General features: G+C 45.9%; 16 protein-coding genes. 13 read left to right on the forward strand and 3 right to left on the reverse strand.

Going from position 1 to position 18235, the window contains the following annotated elements; all coding sequences use genetic code 11:
• The first annotated feature begins 44 nt into the window (after window positions 1–44).
• The 5 genes from AC1DXC_RS14330 to AC1DXC_RS14350 all read left to right on the forward strand — a co-directional run bounded on the left by AC1DXC_RS14330 (window position 45) and on the right by AC1DXC_RS14350 (window position 6176).
• Entirely contained in the window at window positions 45–926 is an 882-nt protein-coding gene (locus AC1DXC_RS14330) for an NAD kinase (RefSeq protein ID WP_477459833.1), read from the forward strand.
• 9 nt (window positions 927–935) lie between these two features.
• Window positions 936–1730 carry a type IX secretion system protein PorG gene (porG, locus tag AC1DXC_RS14335; protein ID WP_477459834.1) on the forward strand — a complete coding sequence of 265 codons (795 nt, stop codon included), beginning with the start codon at window positions 936–938 and terminating at the stop codon, window positions 1728–1730.
• Window positions 1731–2359: 629 nt separating this feature from the next.
• Complete coding sequence (locus AC1DXC_RS14340; RefSeq protein ID WP_477459835.1) at window positions 2360–2881, forward strand: ExbD/TolR family protein; 522 nt, start codon at window positions 2360–2362, stop codon at window positions 2879–2881.
• Window positions 2882–3100: 219 nt separating this feature from the next.
• Window positions 3101–4615: a serine hydrolase domain-containing protein gene (locus AC1DXC_RS14345; protein ID WP_477459836.1), complete on the forward strand. Its 1515-nt coding sequence runs from the start codon at window positions 3101–3103 to the stop codon at window positions 4613–4615.
• Between the two features lie 265 nt (window positions 4616–4880).
• Window positions 4881–6176, forward strand: a complete 1296-nt coding sequence (locus AC1DXC_RS14350) for an Ig-like domain-containing domain (protein ID WP_477459837.1) — start codon at window positions 4881–4883, stop codon at window positions 6174–6176.
• A 118-nt stretch (window positions 6177–6294) separates the two neighbouring features.
• On the opposite strand, the gene AC1DXC_RS14355 is transcribed toward AC1DXC_RS14350, so the two are convergent.
• From AC1DXC_RS14355 to AC1DXC_RS14365, 3 genes are all read right to left on the reverse strand, one after another.
• Window positions 6295–7053 carry an SDR family NAD(P)-dependent oxidoreductase gene (locus AC1DXC_RS14355; protein WP_477459838.1) on the reverse strand — a complete coding sequence of 253 codons (759 nt, stop codon included), beginning with the start codon at window positions 7051–7053 and terminating at the stop codon, window positions 6295–6297.
• 18 nt (window positions 7054–7071) lie between these two features.
• Complete coding sequence (locus AC1DXC_RS14360; protein WP_477459839.1) at window positions 7072–7695, reverse strand: NADPH-dependent F420 reductase; 624 nt, start codon at window positions 7693–7695, stop codon at window positions 7072–7074.
• Between the two features lie 287 nt (window positions 7696–7982).
• Window positions 7983–8735 carry a glucose 1-dehydrogenase gene (locus AC1DXC_RS14365; protein ID WP_477459840.1) on the reverse strand — a complete coding sequence of 251 codons (753 nt, stop codon included), beginning with the start codon at window positions 8733–8735 and terminating at the stop codon, window positions 7983–7985.
• 108 nt (window positions 8736–8843) lie between these two features.
• Here AC1DXC_RS14365 and AC1DXC_RS14370 point away from each other — a divergent pair, with 108 nt between their 5' ends.
• The 8 genes from AC1DXC_RS14370 to AC1DXC_RS14405 all read left to right on the forward strand — a co-directional run bounded on the left by AC1DXC_RS14370 (window position 8844) and on the right by AC1DXC_RS14405 (window position 18218).
• Window positions 8844–9215, forward strand: coding sequence for a winged helix-turn-helix transcriptional regulator (locus AC1DXC_RS14370; RefSeq protein WP_477459841.1), 372 nt, complete (start codon window positions 8844–8846; stop codon window positions 9213–9215).
• A gap of 612 nt (window positions 9216–9827) precedes the next feature.
• Window positions 9828–10568 carry an isoprenyl transferase gene (locus AC1DXC_RS14375; RefSeq protein ID WP_477459842.1) on the forward strand — a complete coding sequence of 247 codons (741 nt, stop codon included), beginning with the start codon at window positions 9828–9830 and terminating at the stop codon, window positions 10566–10568.
• A gap of 63 nt (window positions 10569–10631) precedes the next feature.
• Window positions 10632–13184 carry an outer membrane protein assembly factor BamA gene (gene bamA, locus AC1DXC_RS14380; protein WP_477459843.1) on the forward strand — a complete coding sequence of 851 codons (2553 nt, stop codon included), beginning with the start codon at window positions 10632–10634 and terminating at the stop codon, window positions 13182–13184.
• Between the two features lie 16 nt (window positions 13185–13200).
• Entirely contained in the window at window positions 13201–13731 is a 531-nt protein-coding gene (locus AC1DXC_RS14385; protein WP_477459844.1) for an OmpH/Skp family outer membrane protein, read from the forward strand.
• Between the two features lie 57 nt (window positions 13732–13788).
• The gene (locus AC1DXC_RS14390) at window positions 13789–14301 is read left to right on the forward strand and encodes an OmpH/Skp family outer membrane protein (RefSeq protein ID WP_477459845.1); all 513 of its coding nucleotides are present in this window, start codon (window positions 13789–13791) and stop codon (window positions 14299–14301) included.
• A gap of 69 nt (window positions 14302–14370) precedes the next feature.
• Complete coding sequence (gene murI, locus AC1DXC_RS14395; RefSeq protein WP_477459846.1) at window positions 14371–15213, forward strand: glutamate racemase; 843 nt, start codon at window positions 14371–14373, stop codon at window positions 15211–15213.
• A gap of 271 nt (window positions 15214–15484) precedes the next feature.
• Window positions 15485–16555 (forward strand): complex I subunit 1/NuoH family protein, encoded by a 1071-nt coding sequence (locus tag AC1DXC_RS14400; RefSeq protein WP_477459847.1) that lies wholly within the window; start codon window positions 15485–15487, stop codon window positions 16553–16555.
• A gap of 106 nt (window positions 16556–16661) precedes the next feature.
• A complete protein-coding gene (locus tag AC1DXC_RS14405) occupies window positions 16662–18218 on the forward strand; it encodes a glycosyltransferase family 39 protein (protein WP_477459848.1) in 1557 nt (518 codons plus the stop codon).
• Window positions 18219–18235: the final 17 nt, after the last annotated feature.

Here is an 18235-nt window from a genome sequence, read left to right on the forward strand (position 1 = left end):
GCCGCTTTTTGCTTTCAAAGTTCGATATTCGTGTTTTTTAGGAAATGAGAATAGCAGTTTACGGCCGTCAGTTTAACGATCCGCAGGTATTCCCGTACATACGGCAGGTATTTGATAGCCTTGTGCTGCACCAGGTAGAGGTGTATGTACACCACCAGTTCAATACCCACTTGCAGGGCAATGTAGATACCTCGGCCTACAAGGTGCTGCAGCCCGGCGATGCCATCAAAGACTTTATAGATACTTTTATCACCATAGGCGGCGACGGTACCCTGCTGGATATGGTGACCCTCATACGCGATAGCGGCGTACCGGTTATCGGCATCAACTTTGGCAGGCTTGGCTTTTTGGCCAGCATCAACAAAAACGATATCGCAGCCGCCATGCACGCCGTGGTAAATAAAGAATATACGCTGGATAGCCGCGAAATGTTGGTGATAGATTCCGACGCGAAATTGTTCGGCGAGGATAACTTTGCGCTGAACGATGTTACCATCCACAAGCGCGACGACTCTGCCATGATCACCACGCATGTATCCCTTAACGATGAGTTTTTGAACTCGTACTGGGGCGACGGTATCATCATATCCACGTCTACCGGCTCTACAGCTTATTCGCTTAGTTGCGGTGGGCCTATCATCTTCCCTCAATCAAACAGCATCGCGCTTACGCCTGTGGCACCGCATAATTTAAACGTAAGGCCGGTTATTTTACCCGATACCAGCAACCTGTCTTTCGAGGTAGAATGCCGGGGTACCAACTACATCGTATCCTGCGATAGCCGCACCATCGTTATCGATAAAACCATGAAATTCAGGGTGTATAAAGCAAGCTTCAAGCTAAATTTGATACGCCTGAGTAATGAAAGCTATTTGCATACGTTAAGGACTAAATTGTTGTGGGGCTTAGATGCCCGTAACTACTAAACATAACGGATGCCTAAATTCCTCGTTGCCCTGTTTCTATTGCTGATAAGCTATACCGCGCATTCCCAGGGCACCTGGGAAATTGGCGGCGCCCTTGGCGGCGCCGGTTATATAGGCGATTTAAATGCCAGTCCGTTCAAACCCAGCGGTACCTCCGTAGGCTTCTTTATCAAACGAAATTTCAATGGCTATCTGGCGGCCAGATTTAACTACCAGTACGGAAAAATAGCCGGGGCCGACAGCACCTCTAACAGCGCGCAGCAGCGCCAGCGCAACCTGAGTTTTACCGACGGGCTTACCGAACTGAGCCTGATGGCCGAGTTCAACTTTATGAAGTACATTCCCGATGCCGGCAAAAATAAGTACACGCCCTATATTTACTTCGGCATAGGTACCACCTCGTTCAACCCCATGGCGGTTTACAAAGGCAACGATATAGAGCTACGCGCCTTACGTACCGAGGGCCAAACCGCCGAATACAAAAAAAACACCATCGTGATCCCTTACGGCGCGGGCTTTAAATACAACTTCAGCGGCAAATGGACCGTAGCTGCAGAACTAGGCTACCGCTACACCCGCAGCGACTTTTTAGACGATGTGAGCGGCTATTACGCGCCGCATAACCAACTACCCCCCGGTCAGCTTTCCCTTGCCCTGGCCGACCGCAGCGGCGAACGCACAGGGACCTATATAGGCAGCCCCGGCAGCCAGCGCGGCGATCTGCGCAAAAGTGATATCTACGCCTTTTTCGGCTTTACGCTTTCTTACACCTTCGTAACGGAGAAGTGTTATTACGAGCAGTGACCGCTGATTTTATTGATTAAATGATTGCGCTGATTGTCTGAACCATGATTTTCCTGATTGCAGGATTACCTGATGCAAGTTTTCATGGCAATCTTTTAATCCAAATAATCATGGTTCAGATTTTTACGGTGATTGCGCTGAATGTCTGAACTCGAATTTTAAGGAATTAGGAGAATTTTCAGAATTAAGCCTCATCAACCATTCTGTAAATTCAATAAATTCGTTGAATTCGAGTTCAGACAATCTTTCGCGATTGGAGCGGAAAACCCACAACCCTGAGAGGGCAAGGAGCGCAGGAAAGGGCGAGGATTTGTAGCGGAAAGCCCTGTCTGCCTGTCGGCAGACAGGGCCGAAGGCATCGCCATCATTAGTGAGTTTATTAAAATCAGCCGTTCACTCGCCACGCAAAGGCGCAAAGCTCTTATAACCCCCGTTAAAAAACTCCAAACCCCTTTGCAAATCTCTGTGAACCTCTGCGTCTTCTCTGAGCCCTCTGTGGTTAAAAAAATAATTTTATATTCTGTATTTTATCATTAATACAAAATATAATTTGCTATATCGAAACATATCATTACTTTTATACGTTGAATTATACAAAACCAATTGTTTAACCCTAAACGTATAAAGCCATGGCCGAATTAAACACCGCTCCCGAAAAACAAGGCAAAAAGGTGCGCAGCAACAAAAAAAACCTGCGTGTAGATCTTACTGCAATGGTAGATCTTGCCTTCCTGCTCATCACGTTTTTTATGCTCACCACCACGCTAAGCAAGCCCCGGGCAATGGATTTGAATATGCCCGTTGGCGACGACCCTGGGCCGCAGGTGGCCTCGCGTACGCTTACCATCTGCCTGGGCAAAAACAACCAGGCCATGTATTATTTAGGTTTGGCAGATAAACCGCTGTTACCGGCAACCCTTACCGATTACAGCAAAAGCGGCCTTCGCCACGCCATTATGGATGTGCAGAAAAAAGTGCTGGCCGCCACCGGCAAGGGCCTAATGGTGATTATAAAACCGGCCGATACTTCCGTTTACGAAAACCTGGTGAACGCGCTGGACGAAATGACCATTACCGGTGTACCGCAATTCGCCATTGCCGATATCGACGCAAAAGACATCAGCATGCTGAAGGATAAGCAAGCTTACTGATCATAACATAACCTAAACTTCATCAATAAATTAGTGTGTTTTACCCTCTTCCGCTTTGGCGGGGAGGGTTTTTTGTTTGGACGGGATGGTGAAATTTTGAAAGCTAAGCTGCCAAAACTGTAGATAGCGCCCAGGCTTGTTCCAAGTAGAACGCGGGGAAAACTTGTTTATTAATAGGTGCGCAGAATTTAAATTATATTTAACAATCAAAAAACGGCAATGACAAAGAAGCTTTTACTATACCTTATTTTAGTTTTCGTTTGCGCGGAACATGTTTTTTCACAGTCAACAAATAGCAGAAACAGTAATCATTTTTCTGCTTTTCAAACAGGGGAACCTGAGGAAGAAGGCTTTTCTTCCTCGAAATTAAACGCTATTATCCCTTATGTCCGGAATCAACAGGTAAATGTCCACAGCCTTATGATTATAAGGAATGATAAAATCATCTTTGATGCATACTTTTATCCTTATACTAAAGGCCTACAGCATGATATCGCATCCTGTACAAAATCAATCACCTCCTTATTGGTGGGTATTGCCATAGATAAGGGGTTTATCCACGACGAAAATGAATTAGTAAAAAATTATTTTCCGGAAATCAAGTCATACAGCAAGAACTTCCAAACTTTAACTGTAAAAGACTTGCTTACTATGACCTCCGGTTTGGACTGCGGGTCTGATAACGAGGAAGCCTTATTCTCCGGGCTTTTTAAGGCACCCGACTGGTCGGTATATATTTTTAACATTCCAAGCACAAGTCCCCCTGGGAAACAGTTCTCTTATTGCAGTTGTAATTTCTACCTGCTTGCGGAAATTCTATACCACGCCACAAAATTATCTCCCGAAAAATTTGCGGATAAATACCTGTTTAAACCAATGGGGATTAAGAATTTCTATTGGACGAAAAATAATAAAGGTGTTAATTATGGATGGGGAGATCTGGCCCTCAAGCCATATGATATGGCTAAAATAGGGCGTTTATTATTGAATAATGGGAAATGGAATGGCGCCCGGCTTATTTCAGCCGATTATATCAAGAAAGCGACCAGCATGCAAGTCACTTTCAATGACCATAAAGGGTATGGTTATGGATTTTGGGTGGATAATGACCATTCCTTTAATGCCGTGGGCCGAGGCGGGCAAAGAATTCACGTTGACAGGTTATATAACGCCATTGTCGTTGCTACCGGCGGTGGCTATGACTGGGATGAAAAAGGAGGATTAAGCGATCTTATTGGAAGTTCAATTCACCTGGATGCTTTAAGTAAAAATCAATCCGCCGTCGATAGTCTGCAAGTAGCTATTACCAATGCCGCAAAAATGAGCGGCATTTTGCCCGTAAAAAGTTTGACAAACGCCCGTCAGGATATCTTATTCAACCGTACGCTAATTTTTGAAAAAAACAGCCTGAATATATCGACGGCCCGGATTATCACCTCCGGTTATACTGATACGATATTAAGAATTACCAACTTATCAGGAAAGGTTGTCAATTATCCATTGGGTACCGGAACAAAATATCGTTATTTTAAGGATACTTCTTCGAACCATGCCTTTGCAATTAGAGGTCGTTGGAAATCGCAAGATGACTTCGTGGTAGACTTTAATACATTAACAAAAATTAATAACTATAAAATTGATTTCCTATTAAAAAATGCAGAGAAGCAAGTAACAATTAAAGAAGAAACTCAGGCCATAAATGAGACGGTGCGAGTACATTTTAATGGTAATTAATAAATTCGCAAACTCACAAGATAAATACTTAATTACCCCATCTATAGAATTTTTAGGGGGAACCTTATCATAAAAGCACATACCTTCCTTGCCGTGGCAGGGAAGGTATGTTTTGGGTAGGAACCTACGCTGACCACGCCATTGATGGCATCCGGTCTTACTCACAGGGTAACGCAACACTTTGCAACGGTTTTACTTAAGTTTTTAGCATAAATAATTTTATGTTGATGTAACACAATTAAAGCAAACCCGTCTACAAGCCAACATGAAATACATTTACCTCTTCGTCTTCACTTTTTGCTTCCCTTTACTCATTCAAGCGCAGCAAAAAAAATCTAAAGTAGTGTACACCGATGATATCGACCGGTATTGGCAAGCCTACGATAGCATTGCAACCACTATTGATACCGCAAAGCAAATTGATTTTATGCAAAGGCTTTACGTGGATAAAGGCACACCCGGACTTAAAGCGTTTATGAAAGCGCGCGACTACAATGCGAAGCTGTGGGTTACGCTGATTCATAAATATCCTAAATTTTGGAGAAGTATCAGAGGCAATACCCTGACAATCAAAAATCAGGTACCCGCCATTACCAGGAGTATAAACAACTTTAAGAAACTGTACCCCGAAATGCGCCCGGCCAAGATGTACTTTACGGTAGGCGGCCTGCGCTCGGGCGGGACCACTACAAACGATATGGTGCTTGTGGGTGCAGAAATTGCAACGGCAGGCAAAAATACTGATGCTTCGGAACTGAACGATTGGTTAAAGGACGTATTCAAAAATCAACAGACTTCAAATCTTGTTGCCCTTAATATTCATGAATATGTGCATACACAGCAAAAAGCCGGTGACGAGCAGTTATTGCTTGGGCAAACAATAACGGAAGGCGCAGCTGACTTTATTGCAGAACTGGTTACGCACCAAAAAAACAATAACGCCTATATGATTTACGGCCGTGCGCATGAGCAGGAACTCAAAGGAAAATTTCTGGTTGAGATGTTTAGCAAGGCAACGGGTAACTGGTTGTATAATGGCTCCACAAGTGCACATGCAGATCTGGGTTATTTTATGGGGTATGTTATTTGCGAAGCGTATTACAGGCGTCATCCAGATAAAAAAGAGGCGATAAAAAAAATCATCGAATTAGATTATACCAACGAACAGCAGGTAACCGACTTTCTGAGGGAATCTGGATATTATACGGAGCCGATTGACAAGGAGGCGCTGTTAAAGAAGTTTGAAAAATTGCAACCGCAGGTGGTGAGCCTTACTCCCGATCTTAACGGAAAAGAAGACGTTTCTCCTGCGCTGACAGAACTCAGCATCAATTTCTCTGAACCCATGGACGAAGGCTATTCTTTCAATTATGGCGAAGGCGGTAAAGAGCACTTTCCTCTTTCAGGTGTTGCCGGATTCACGGAAGACCGCAAATCGTTCAAGTTAAAATTAAGTTTAAAGCCCGGGCAAACGTATGATTTTGTAATAACCGACAGGTCGTTCCAATCTAAGGCAGGTTATCCGCTGCAACGCTATACGGTGCATTTTAAAGTACAGTAGTTTATTTACGGTAAACCTTATGATATATAAGCAAACAAACCTTCCTTGCCACAGCAAGAAAGGTTTGTTTGCTTAGGGGAGAAACCTAAGCTATTTTTTGCGTTTTGGTGAAATCCATTTAAAACCCATACATCCCGCCCGAAACGGAAATTTGCTCTCCCGTGATCCAGGCTGCATCATCGGAAGCGAGGAATACTGCCGCTTTCGCAATATCCGCGGGCTGGCCTCTGCGTCCAAGCGGTGTTTTTTCGACAAACATTTTTTCATACTCACTGCCTGCGGTAACGCCTGCACTGGTTGCACCTTCTGTTTCGGTAGCACCCGGCAAGATAGAATTGATACGGACGTTTTTCGCACCCAGTTCTTTCGACAAAGAGATGGTTATGGCGTCTAATGCCGCTTTAGTTGCAGAATATAACGAAACTCCCGCCATTGGCGATTTGCTTGCACCCGAACTGATATTGATGATATTGCCGCCCTTATCACCAAACAGTTTCAATGCCGCCTGGATGGTAAGTACAGGGCCCAAAACATTCACGTTGAAATGCTGATGAAAAGCTTCTGCCGTGGCCTGTTCGATAGGTAAAAATTGCTGAAACACCGCGTTGTTCACCAAAATATCCAGGGTGCCGAAAGCACGGTTTGTTTCTTCAAACAGCCTGCTTACTTCGGCTTCGTTCGATACGTCGGCCTGTACCGCAATGGCTATGCCGCCATTATCGGTTATTTCTTTCACCACTTTATCTGCGCCTTCTTTGCTCGAGGCATAATTCACAACAACCTTTGCGCCTTCTGCTGCAAAATGTTTGGCGATAGCTGCACCTATTCCTTTTGAAGCACCGGTAACTACCGCTACTTTGTTTTTTAATTTGCTCATTATTTCTATTATTTAATATTAATTAAACTTCACCAGGTCCTTAAAGATCAGGTGGCCCCAGCTCTTTCCGTGTGCCTGTACCAGCAACCCGCCTTCCGAAAGCTTGCCCAATTGGATGGCTGAAAAACCGAGATCTTGTGCAAGTGCAGCAATCTCCGCTGCGGCACCGTCATCGTCGCTTGCCAGGAACACAACTCTCCTGCCACCGTGTACGGCCGGATCTTGTTCAAGAATAGCAGCTCCCAAATGGTTGAAGCCTTTAACCAGTTTTCCATCGGTGAAAGCCCGTGCAACAAACTTTGCAGAAGGCAGTCCGCCCAATTGCTCAGGGGGCACGCCGTAGGCATTAGTGACATCGACGATTATTTTTCCCTGCCAGGAGGGTAGGGCCCTTGCAACATCCGGGTGCGATTCAAAACGCACCGCTAAAAAGATGACGTCTGCCTTAACAGCTTCCGCAAGTGTTACAGGAAAGATTTCAGAGCCTATCGCGGCTGCGTCGGATGCAAAGCTTTCCGGGTCGCGCGTGGTTGCAACAGAAACTTTAATACCGTTGCGGGCAAACGCCCTGGCCAGGGCCTTACCAATTTTGCCGAAGCCGACAATTGCGTAGCTTATAGCTTTATTTTCTGAATTGCTCATTTTGAAGATTTTTTAAATTTATTTAATGGCACGAGTTACAAACATCGAGTGCTCGAAACATGGCGGCCGTGTCCGCATCGCTATTCGACTCACCCCCCGCCCCCTCCTCTGCTACGCAAAAGAAGGGGAGACATTGGGGCTGTTTTTTCCTAACCCTCTTTCCGCTTTGCGGAGAGAGGGTGGACCAGCGATAGCGTAGTCCGGGTGAGTCAAATATGCGAGCGATAAGAAACGAACTTCAAGGTTTCGAACGCTCACGTTTACAAGCCCGCGCCAGTGTGGGTCAATTATTTAGACAAATAGGTCATGCCACCATCAACCAGGAGTTCGGCGCCAAGCATAAACGAAGAATCATCAGAAGCCAGGAAAACCGCGGTTTTACCAACGTCAGATGGTTGCCCAATCCGGCCTGTAGGCATTACACCCGCATAGTGTGTTTTTACAGCTTCTATTTGTTCAGCAGGGACAAACTTGTCAAATGCCGGTGTATCTGTTGTTCCCGGTGTTATTACGTTTACCCTGATCTTTCTATCTAACAGATCGCTTGAAAATGCTTTTGCAAAATAGATCACAGCCGCTTTTGCAGCACCATACAGCGTAAAATTGGCATATGCCCGATGCGCTGCATTCGACCCGATAAGGATAATAGAAGCGCCATCATTCAGATATGGCAGCGCTTTGTTTACAGTGAAGTAAACACTTTTCAGGTTCAGATCCATTGTTTTGTCGTAGTCGGCTTCGCCAATAGTTGCAACAGTTCCTACAGTTCCACCGCCCGCATTGGCAACAAGCACGTCTATTTTGCCAAATTTTTCAGATGTTGCTGCAAACACTCTTTCCAGGTCGGCAAGATTGGTTACATCGGCGTTGATTGCTATGAAATCATCTCCAAGCTGGGCCACAGCACTATCTAACGTTTCCTGGTTCCTGCCAACAATAACTCCTTTGGCGCCTTCTTTTTTAAATTCGAGGGCAATGCCAAACCCAATGCCGCTATTACCGCCTGTTATTACGGCCACTTTATTTTTTAATCTGCTCATTTTTAATTTATATTTAAATTTGTTTCACAAAGATACCATCAATGGTTTATATTTGTAACTATTGATAGTTTATTATGGTTACTGACAGGTAACCACAAATTTAAAAACATGAAAGACGAAAGATTTTGCAATTCGAATTGCCCCTTTACGAGAGCTATTGGCACTATTGGTAATAAATGGAAACCGATAATTATCAATGTAATAGCGAACCGTACCATTCGTTTTGGTCAGCTCGATGCCATAATACCCCACATTTCGAGGAAGGTACTCACCGAACAGTTAAAGGAACTGGAAGAGGATGGATTGTTAGAGAGATTGGCCTATAAGGAATTACCGCCAAGGGTAGAATATAAGTTGTCTGAAAAAGGCCTGGCATTTTTGCCGATTTTAGAACACATTAAAGAGTGGAACTTAAAATATGAAGTAGCTCCGATACTCACAGATACTGATAAAAAAAGCAGGATAAATTATCCCGTGTAAAATCGAAACTCGACAATGGACGGTAAACAGAAAATATTAATCGTATCTTCTATATCAACTTACCGAACACGGCAATACGCTGCAAACCATGAAGGTAAATATTACGTTCGAAACACAACGAGGGTAAATTATTGAATTTTTTACCTTCGAATATAAAAACGAAGGTAACGCTTACCTTCGAAGGTAAAAACGAGGGTAACGTTTACATTCTAAAACTACAACGCTGTGAGCCAGGGGGCGGCTATTAGTTTTGCCATCGGTATTAAAATTTGTCAAAATCGGTACCCTTGCTATTTCCCAGCATGTCTTTTCGAAGGTAAATTTCACCATTTTTTACCTTCGAGCATATAAACGAGGGTAAACCTTACCCTCGAAAAGAGGAGCGGGCCTTCCTTTGCTTCTCAAAAAATCAAACCCCCTCATCTCCAACATCTCCCCAACATTAGCTGCATATTTCTTTTTCATACCATACTAAAATAATACAAAGTAAGTTTTACCTTTGTCACCTTAAAAAAGAAGCGTATTTATAGTTGGCTTTGCTTAAAACAGGTTGTTTTTGAGTATAGCCATGTATTTAACGGCCTTAATTTGGCTGTTAAAACCTCCCGAAAAATGAGTTATAAGGATCAGATAGATTTGCAGAGATTGCCCCGCCACGTAGCAGTTATTATGGATGGTAACGGCCGCTGGGCCAAAGGCAAAGGCAAGTTGCGGGTGTTTGGACACCATAATGGCGTACTATCTGTACGCGATGTGGTAGAAGGCGCAGGCATTATCGGTATAGAATACCTTACCCTTTATACCTTCAGTGCCGAAAACTGGAGTCGACCCACCTTCGAGGTAAATGCTATCATGGAATTGCTCATCAGCACCATCAACAAAGAGATAAACAAGCTGATGGAAAACAACGTTAGGCTTAACGCCATAGGCGACCTTGACCAGCTGCCCGCGAAATGCTTACGCGAACTTAAGAATGCCATAGCAAAAACATCGGCAAACACCGGCCTGGTGCTTACGCTTGCATTGAGCTACAGCAGCCGCCGCGAGATTGTACACGCAGCCAAAGCCCTTGCTTTAAAGGTGCAAAGCGGCGAGTTGAAACCCGAGGATATTACTGAGAACACGTTTGAGGATAATTTATATACAGGCGGTATGCCAAACCCCGAGCTATTGATACGCACGAGCGGCGAGTACCGTATTAGCAACTACCTGCTGTGGCAAATTGCCTACGCAGAACTATACTTCACCACAAAATTATGGCCCGATTTCAGGCGCGAAGACTTGTATGAAGCTATACTTGATTACCAGAAACGCGAGCGCCGTTTTGGGATGACAAGCGAGCAGGTAAACTAAATTTTTCCTTTTAACACTTTTTAACAACTGTATAAATTATTTTTAGCCCACTAAAATATTCGGATGAATAAAGTCTTTTTCGCTATACTTTTCTCTTTGCTAAGCACCGCCGTTATCGCCCAGATACCCGGCCAAAGGCGGTCAACGCTTACCAAAACTATCCCTGCCGACAGCTTGAGCTACCTTAATCCAAAAGATTATATCATTGGCGGCATCACCATTAGTGGCGCTAAATACCTTGATAAGGATGTATTGCTGCAGATATCAAAGCTCAACAAGGGCGATAAGATAAACCTGCCCGGCGAGGCCAACGCCAACGTGATCAAAGATCTTTACAAGCAAGGGCTGTTTGATGATATCCACCTGAATGTTACAGGCATCAACATGGATACCATTTACCTGGAAATTGCCGTGGTAGAGCGTCCGCGTTTATCAAGGCTGCACATCACAGGCATCCGCAAAGGCGAAATTGAAGACGTTACCAAAAAGCTGAGCGACAAAACAGGCAAGATTGTAAACGAGAACCTGTTGAGCACCACTACGGCTATCATCAAAAGGCACTTCCAGGAAAAAGGTTACTTAAATGTAACGGTTAACATCACCCAAACAAAAGACCCCGGCGACCCCAACAGCGTAATACTGAACGTGGCCGTTGATAAAAAGACCAAGGTGATGATCAACGACGTAGTCTTTGAGGGGAATAAGGATTTCTCGCAGAAAAAGTTGCGTGGATACCTGAGCAAAACCCGCAAACGCCGCTGGTACAACCTGTTCGGATCGAAAAAGTTCAAGCAGGATAAATACGAAGAAGACAAGCAGAACCTGATAGATAAAATGCAGGGTGCCGGCTACCGCGATGCCGAGATACTGACCGATAGCGTTTTACACCACGACGATAAAACCGTCGACGTAAAAATAAAGGTTTACGAAGGCCATAAGTATTACTTCGGCGATATTAAATTCAGCGGCAACGCACGTTACCCTGCCGAGATACTTACCCGCGTAATGTCGATAGAGAAGGGCGCCGTTTTTAGCGAAGAAGAGCTGAACAAGCGCCTGAGCGGCCCAACGCCTAACAACGACGACGTATCATCGTTATACCTTAACGATGGTTACCTTACTTTCAATGCCGATCCGGTTCAAACCCGTATCCATAACGATACTGTAGATCTGGACATCCGTATTTACGAGGGCCCGCAGTACACCATCAACCGTGTGATACTAAAAGGCAACGATGTTACCAACGATAAAGTGGTAATGCGCGAGATACGTACCAAACCGGGACAGAAATTCAACAAAGAACTCTTGATACGCAGTGCACGCGAAATTGGCCAGTTGGGCAACTTCGACGAGCAAAAGACCGAACCAAGGCCAACTAACATCAACCCGGCAGAGGGTACTGTAGATTTGGTTTATAACGTGGTAGAAAAGCCATCAGATCAAATAGAGCTTTCGGGCGGTTTTGGTGGTGGCCAGTTGGTGGGTACATTGGGTTTAACGTTCAACAACTTCTCGCTGCGCAACTTATTCAATGGCAAAGCATACCGCCCATTGCCAAAAGGCGACGGGCAGAAACTGAGCTTAAGGGGCCAAAGCAGCGGCCGTACTTACCAAAACTTCTCCTTTACCTTTAGCGAGCCATGGTTGGGTGGTAAAAAACCAATCTACTTTGCTGTATCGGCTTATACACAGGGAAGCTCTACAGGGCAGTACTACCCAAAAACAAGTCCTAATTACAACAACCTGCGTATAAATGGTGTGGGTATTACCCTGGGTAAACGTTTAAACTGGCCTGATAACTACTTCCAGTTGAACTACTCGTTAAACTTCGACCACTATAACCTGGATAACTACCCGGGCTACCTGTTCAACAATGGTACTTCGTACAACATCAAGTTAACGCAGGAGCTTAGCCGTAACTCGGTAGACGTGCCGCTTTACCCAACCAGTGGCTCAAACATCAAGTTAACCTTGCAGGGTACGCCGCCATACTCGTTGTTTAACCATACTAACTACAACGTTGCTACACCCGAAGAGCGTTACCACTTTGTGGAGTACTTCAAAATAAAATTCGATGCGCAGTGGTTCACCAAAATAACCGGCAAGCTGGTATTGATGAGCCAGGTAAGGTTTGGGTACCTTGGGCAGTATAACAGCAAGGTAGGCCCATCGCCATTCGAACGCTTTAAATTAGGCGGCGACGGTATGCAAACCTACCAGTTTTTACAGGGTACGGATATCATAGGGATGCGTGGTTACGAAAACTTCTCGGTAGTGCCGGTGGGTTCCAGTTTCGATGCTAACACCAACCAGGGTAATGCTATCTACAACAAGTACACGTTTGAGTTAAGGCACCCGGTAATCGCCAGCCAGTCGGCAACCATATATATGCTTGCCTTTGCAGAGGGCGGTAACGTGTGGGATAATATAAACCAGGTAAATCCGTTTAACGTTCGTAGGTCGGTAGGCGTGGGTGCAAGGATATTTTTACCTATATTTGGCTTGCTTGGGCTTGATTATGGTTACGGTTTCGATGCGTTGCCGGGCCAGCCTACTGCAAACAAAGGGCATATACACTTTACCATATCGCAAAGCTTAAGCGGTGGATTTAACTAAACTTGTAGCATAGTTTATGAAGAAGATAATTTTAGTACTCTTTTTTACGGTAACGGCCTGCACGGCTGCAATGGCGCAGCGGTTCGCGTATGTAGATTCGGATTACATCCTGAAACACATACCCGAGTATGCATCTGCCCAAAAGCAACTGGCCGCTTTGTCTGACCAATGGCAACGCGAGGTGGATGGCCGTTTCCAGGAGATAGACCGCCTGTACAAAGCCTATCAGGCCGACCAGGTACTGATGACCCCGGATATGCGCAAACGTCGCGAAGCGGAAATTGTGGATAAAGAAAAATTGGCTAAAGATTTCCAACGCCAGAAATTCGGCCCCGATGGCGACCTTGCTCAAAAAAGCACCGCACTGATTAAACCTATTCAGGATAAAGTGTCAAAAGCAGTGCAAGCAGTTGCCGAGGCTGATAACCTGGATATGATATTCGATAAAAACAGCGAGGTGATTATGCTTTATGCCAGCCCGCGCTACGATAAAAGCAACGACGTGATTACCAAGCTTGGGCTTAAACCCGGAGTGCTTGCGAAATAAAAATTTTATATAAATTCGCGAACTATTTATTAAACACCAGAACAGAACAAAAAAACAATGAAAAAATTATTTAAAGTTGCTTTAGTTGCAGCAGGAATGTTATTTGCAGGCAACTTTGCCCAGGCCCAAACCAAGATAGCCCACATTAATTTTGAGCAATTGGTAGGTTTAATGCCAGAAACTAAGACGCTTTCTACCCAAATCGATCTATACAAAAAAACATTTGTTGATCAGCTTACTGCCATGAACACCGAGTTGCAAACAAAGCTTGCCGATTACCAGAAGCTTAAAGCAACCATGACTGATGCCGTACGTGTGCAAAAAGAAGGTGAATTGCAGGATTTGCAGAAACGTTTCCAGGACTACCAAAACACTGCACAGCAGCAGGTAGAAGCAAAAGGCAATGAACTAACCAAACCATTGGTTGATAAGGCACGTGCCGCAATTGCAGCAGTAGCAAAAGAAAAAGGTTACACTTATGTGCTTAACTCATCACAAACCGACCTGATCGTATCGCCGGATGGTGATGATTTGATGGCTCCTGTGAAATTGAAATTGGGCTTGAAATAAGCGTAAACAAAATTATTAATCATAAAAAGCGCCCCATAATTGGGGCGCTTTTTTTAGTTTTGACGATATATGGCAACCGGCACACCAATAGGCGTATTTGATTCTGGCATAGGCGGCTTAACTGTTTTCCGCTCTATAGTAGCGCAATTGCCCGGCTACGATTATATTTACCTGGGCGATAACGGCCGCGCGCCCTACGGTAACCGCTCTTTTAAAACCATACACCAATACACTTGGGAATGCGTGCAATGGATGTTTAAACAAGGCTGCCCGCTGGTGATTTTGGCCTGCAATACGGCATCGGCCAAAGCCCTGCGTACTATACAGCAGCAGGATTTGCCAAAGACCCATGCCGACAAGCGCGTGCTGGGCGTTATACGCCCAACAGCAGAAGTTATTGGCAATTACACCAACACCAATGAGATTGGGGTGCTGGGCACCAAAGGCACGGTGCAAAGCGGATCGTACCTGCTGGAGATTGAGCACTTTGCGCCGCAGTTGAAGGTTCACCAGCAAGCAGCCCCGCTTTGGGTGCCGCTGATAGAAAACGGCGAATACGATAAGCCGGGTGCCGATTACTACGTACAGCTATACCTGGACCAATTGATGGCGCAATCGCCAAATATCGATACCATATTGCTGGCCTGCACGCATTACCCCCTGCTTGCCGATAAGATTAAGGCCCATTTGCCGGCCGGTGTAAACGTTGTGGCCCAGGGCGACATCGTAGCTACCAGTTTGGTAGATTACCTTGGCCGTCACCCCGAAATTGAACAGCGCATTACCAAAACGGGCAGCCGCAAATTCTACACCACTATAGACGATACCGCCGATTTCGACCACCACGCCTCTCAATTCTTCAACGACGAGGTGAAAAGCGAGTTTGTGGATGTAAGGGAAGGGTGCGAATAGGGGATGTGGAGATTGTCTGAACCCCCGCGTCATTGAGGAACGAAGCAATCTCCCGATTAGCAGGGCGACCTGCAAAGTTGCCTGTCCTGCGTAGAGATTATTGATGTTTTAATTTTCTTAAGGAATCAATGAGCTCCCTACGGTCGGTTGTCTTCGTGCCTCGATGACGGTGGGGGGACCAATCGGTGTAATCACAAAAATCCGTGAAATCGGTGTAATACTAATATACTATCCCCCGCATTTATTAAGTTTGCAAGCTCATAGCACGCTGTTGAATTTTTACCTTACATATTTCATCGTTGCCTTTGGCCTGTTTGCTTTTGTAGGGCTGTTTACCATGTTGGGCGTATATGCCGAGCGTAAGGTGAGCGCCTTTATACAAAACCGCCTGGGCCCAACAGAAACCGGAAAATTCGGCTGGCTGCAGGTACCCGCAGATATGCTGAAGATGGTACAAAAGGAGTTCATCATTCCCGCAGCGGCCGATAAGGTGCTGTTTGTGATGGCTCCGGTGATTATCTTCATAGGCGTTTACCTTGGCTTCGCGGCCCTGCCCTGGAGCGCGGGCCTCATCCCTGCAGATATCAACATCGGGCTGTACTACGTTTTCGCCATTATTTCTATCGAAACCCTTGGCATATTGATGGCCGGCTGGGGATCTAACAACAAATATTCCATACTGGGCGCCATGCGTTCTGCCGCGCAGATCATCTCTTACGAGATACCCGCCGGCTTCGCATTGATAGCCGTGGTGATGATAGCCCAAACCCTCAGCCTGCAGGAGATTGCGATGCAGCAAGGCGTTTTGGCAGCAGAGAAGATAAAGTTTTTAGGTATTTGGGATGTAAGCCATGTAGGCGGCGTCCTATCATGGAACGTATTCCGCGCACCGCATTTGCTGGTAGCGTTCGTCATTTATTTCATTGCATCGCTGGCAGAGAGCAACCGCGCACCTTTCGATATCCCCGAGGCCGATTCGGAATTGATATCGGGCTTCCATACGGAGTTTACCGGCTTGCAGTTCGCGCTGGTGTTTTTGGCCGAATATAGCATGATGTACCTGGTATCGATGGTAGGGGTAATCCTGTTCCTGGGTGCCTGGAACACCCCGTTACCTAATATGGGCGTAGTAAGGCTGGCCGACTGGACCACGGGCGCTGCCTGGGGCATCTTTTGGACACTGGCAAAGACCATAGCTCTGGTAGGCATACAAATGTGGATACGCTGGACGCTGCCCCGCATACGCGTAGACCAACTGATGAACCTCTGCTGGAAGATATTAACCCCGCTGGCCTTTGCCTGCATGCTGACATCGGGCGTGTGGCGGCTTTGGGTAATGTAGGGGAGGGGTGAATTATTGAATGAGTGATTTGGATTCCGATATAATGATGTCCTTTTGTACTTTCAGCTTTTTAAAATATCTTTAACGCAACCAACCAAGCCATTTAATGTCCTATAAAAACCGGAAGCCTGGGTACTCCAAGTTTATATTGATATTTGTTGCCCTTAAAGTAGTGCTCAATGCGGTAGCCATCAGCCGGTTTGGTTTCCACCGCGATGAATTTTTGCATCTGGTACTGGCCGACCACCTGGATTGGGGCTATAAAGAAGTGCCCCCGTTTATTGCGGTGCTGGCCAAAATCAGCCTATCGGTTTTTGGCGATTCGGTGTTTGCAGCGAGGGTATTCCCAACCATTGCCGGGGCATTGATTGTATGGCTTACGGGGCGTATAGTGGTTGAGCTTGGCGGCAAGCGCTTTGCAATCACCACGGCCTGCCTGGCGCTCATTTTTGCACCGGCATTCGTAGCCAGCAATTACCTCTTCCAGCCTGTGGTGTTCGATCAGCTTTGGTGGGTGCTTACCGTTTGGCTGTTCTGTAAATACCTCAATACGGCCGATGTACGCTACCTGTACTGGCTCGGCGCAGCCGTTGGCCTGGGGATGCTCACCAAATACACCATGGCGTTCTTTACCGGTTCGCTCATCATTGGCATACTCATCAGTAACGAGCGCAAGCTGCTTTTCAACCGCCATGTCATCATCTCGGCACTTATAGCGGTGCTCATATTCCTGCCAAACGTTATCTGGCAATTTGCGCATCATCTACCGGTTATAACACACATGAAAGAACTGCGCGCCACGCAGCTCGATTACGTAAAACCTTCTGATTTCATCATCCAGCAATTGCTGGTAAACGGCCCCTCGCTGTTTATCTGGCTTACCGGGTTTTTCTTTTTGCTGTTCGCATTCAAGTTGAGGCGGTTCAGGTACCTGGCCATCGCCTATGTACTTATCTTCCTGTTCTTGCTTTATATGGATGGCAAAAGCTATTACATTTTTGGTGCGTACCCTATGTTATTTGCAGCAGGTGGTTTCGCTGTCGAGAAGATGATCCAGCGGTCGTGGGTGGTGTTGCGGGTTGCAGCCATAATGCTGTTTATTTTACCCAACCTGCTCTTGCTGCCCTTGTTTTTACCTGTATTGTCTTTAGATAAAACGGTAGACGCATTTAAGTTTGCGACAGCGCGTATGCCTTTCTTAAAATTTGCCGTAACCTGGGAAGATCAAAAGCAGCACCCACTTACGCAGGACTATGCCGACATGTTGGGCTGGGACGAAATGGCCAAAAAAGCCGCAGATGCCTACCACTGCCTTACGCCCGAGCAGCAAAAGCACACCCAGATATTTGCCGATAACTATGGACAGGCCGGCGCACTGCACTACTTCCACAAAAAATACAACATGCCCGATGTGGTGAGCCTCAACAGCAGTTTTGCCCTGTGGGCGCCAGATAGCCTGAACGGAAAATACATCATTTATGTAGACGACGACGATAACGTAACCGCCCGCCTGGCCCCGCTTTTAGAAAGCTACAAGCAAATGGGCGAAGTTACCGCACCCCTGGCCCGTGAAAAAGGCACCCGGATATACCTTTTGGTAAATCCGTCGCCAAAGTTGAACGAAGTGTACAGCGCCGAGCTGGCGAAGAAAAGGTTGCAGTAAGCAACCTTCACGTCATC

Source organism: Mucilaginibacter sp. P2_D11, assembly GCF_056404435.1.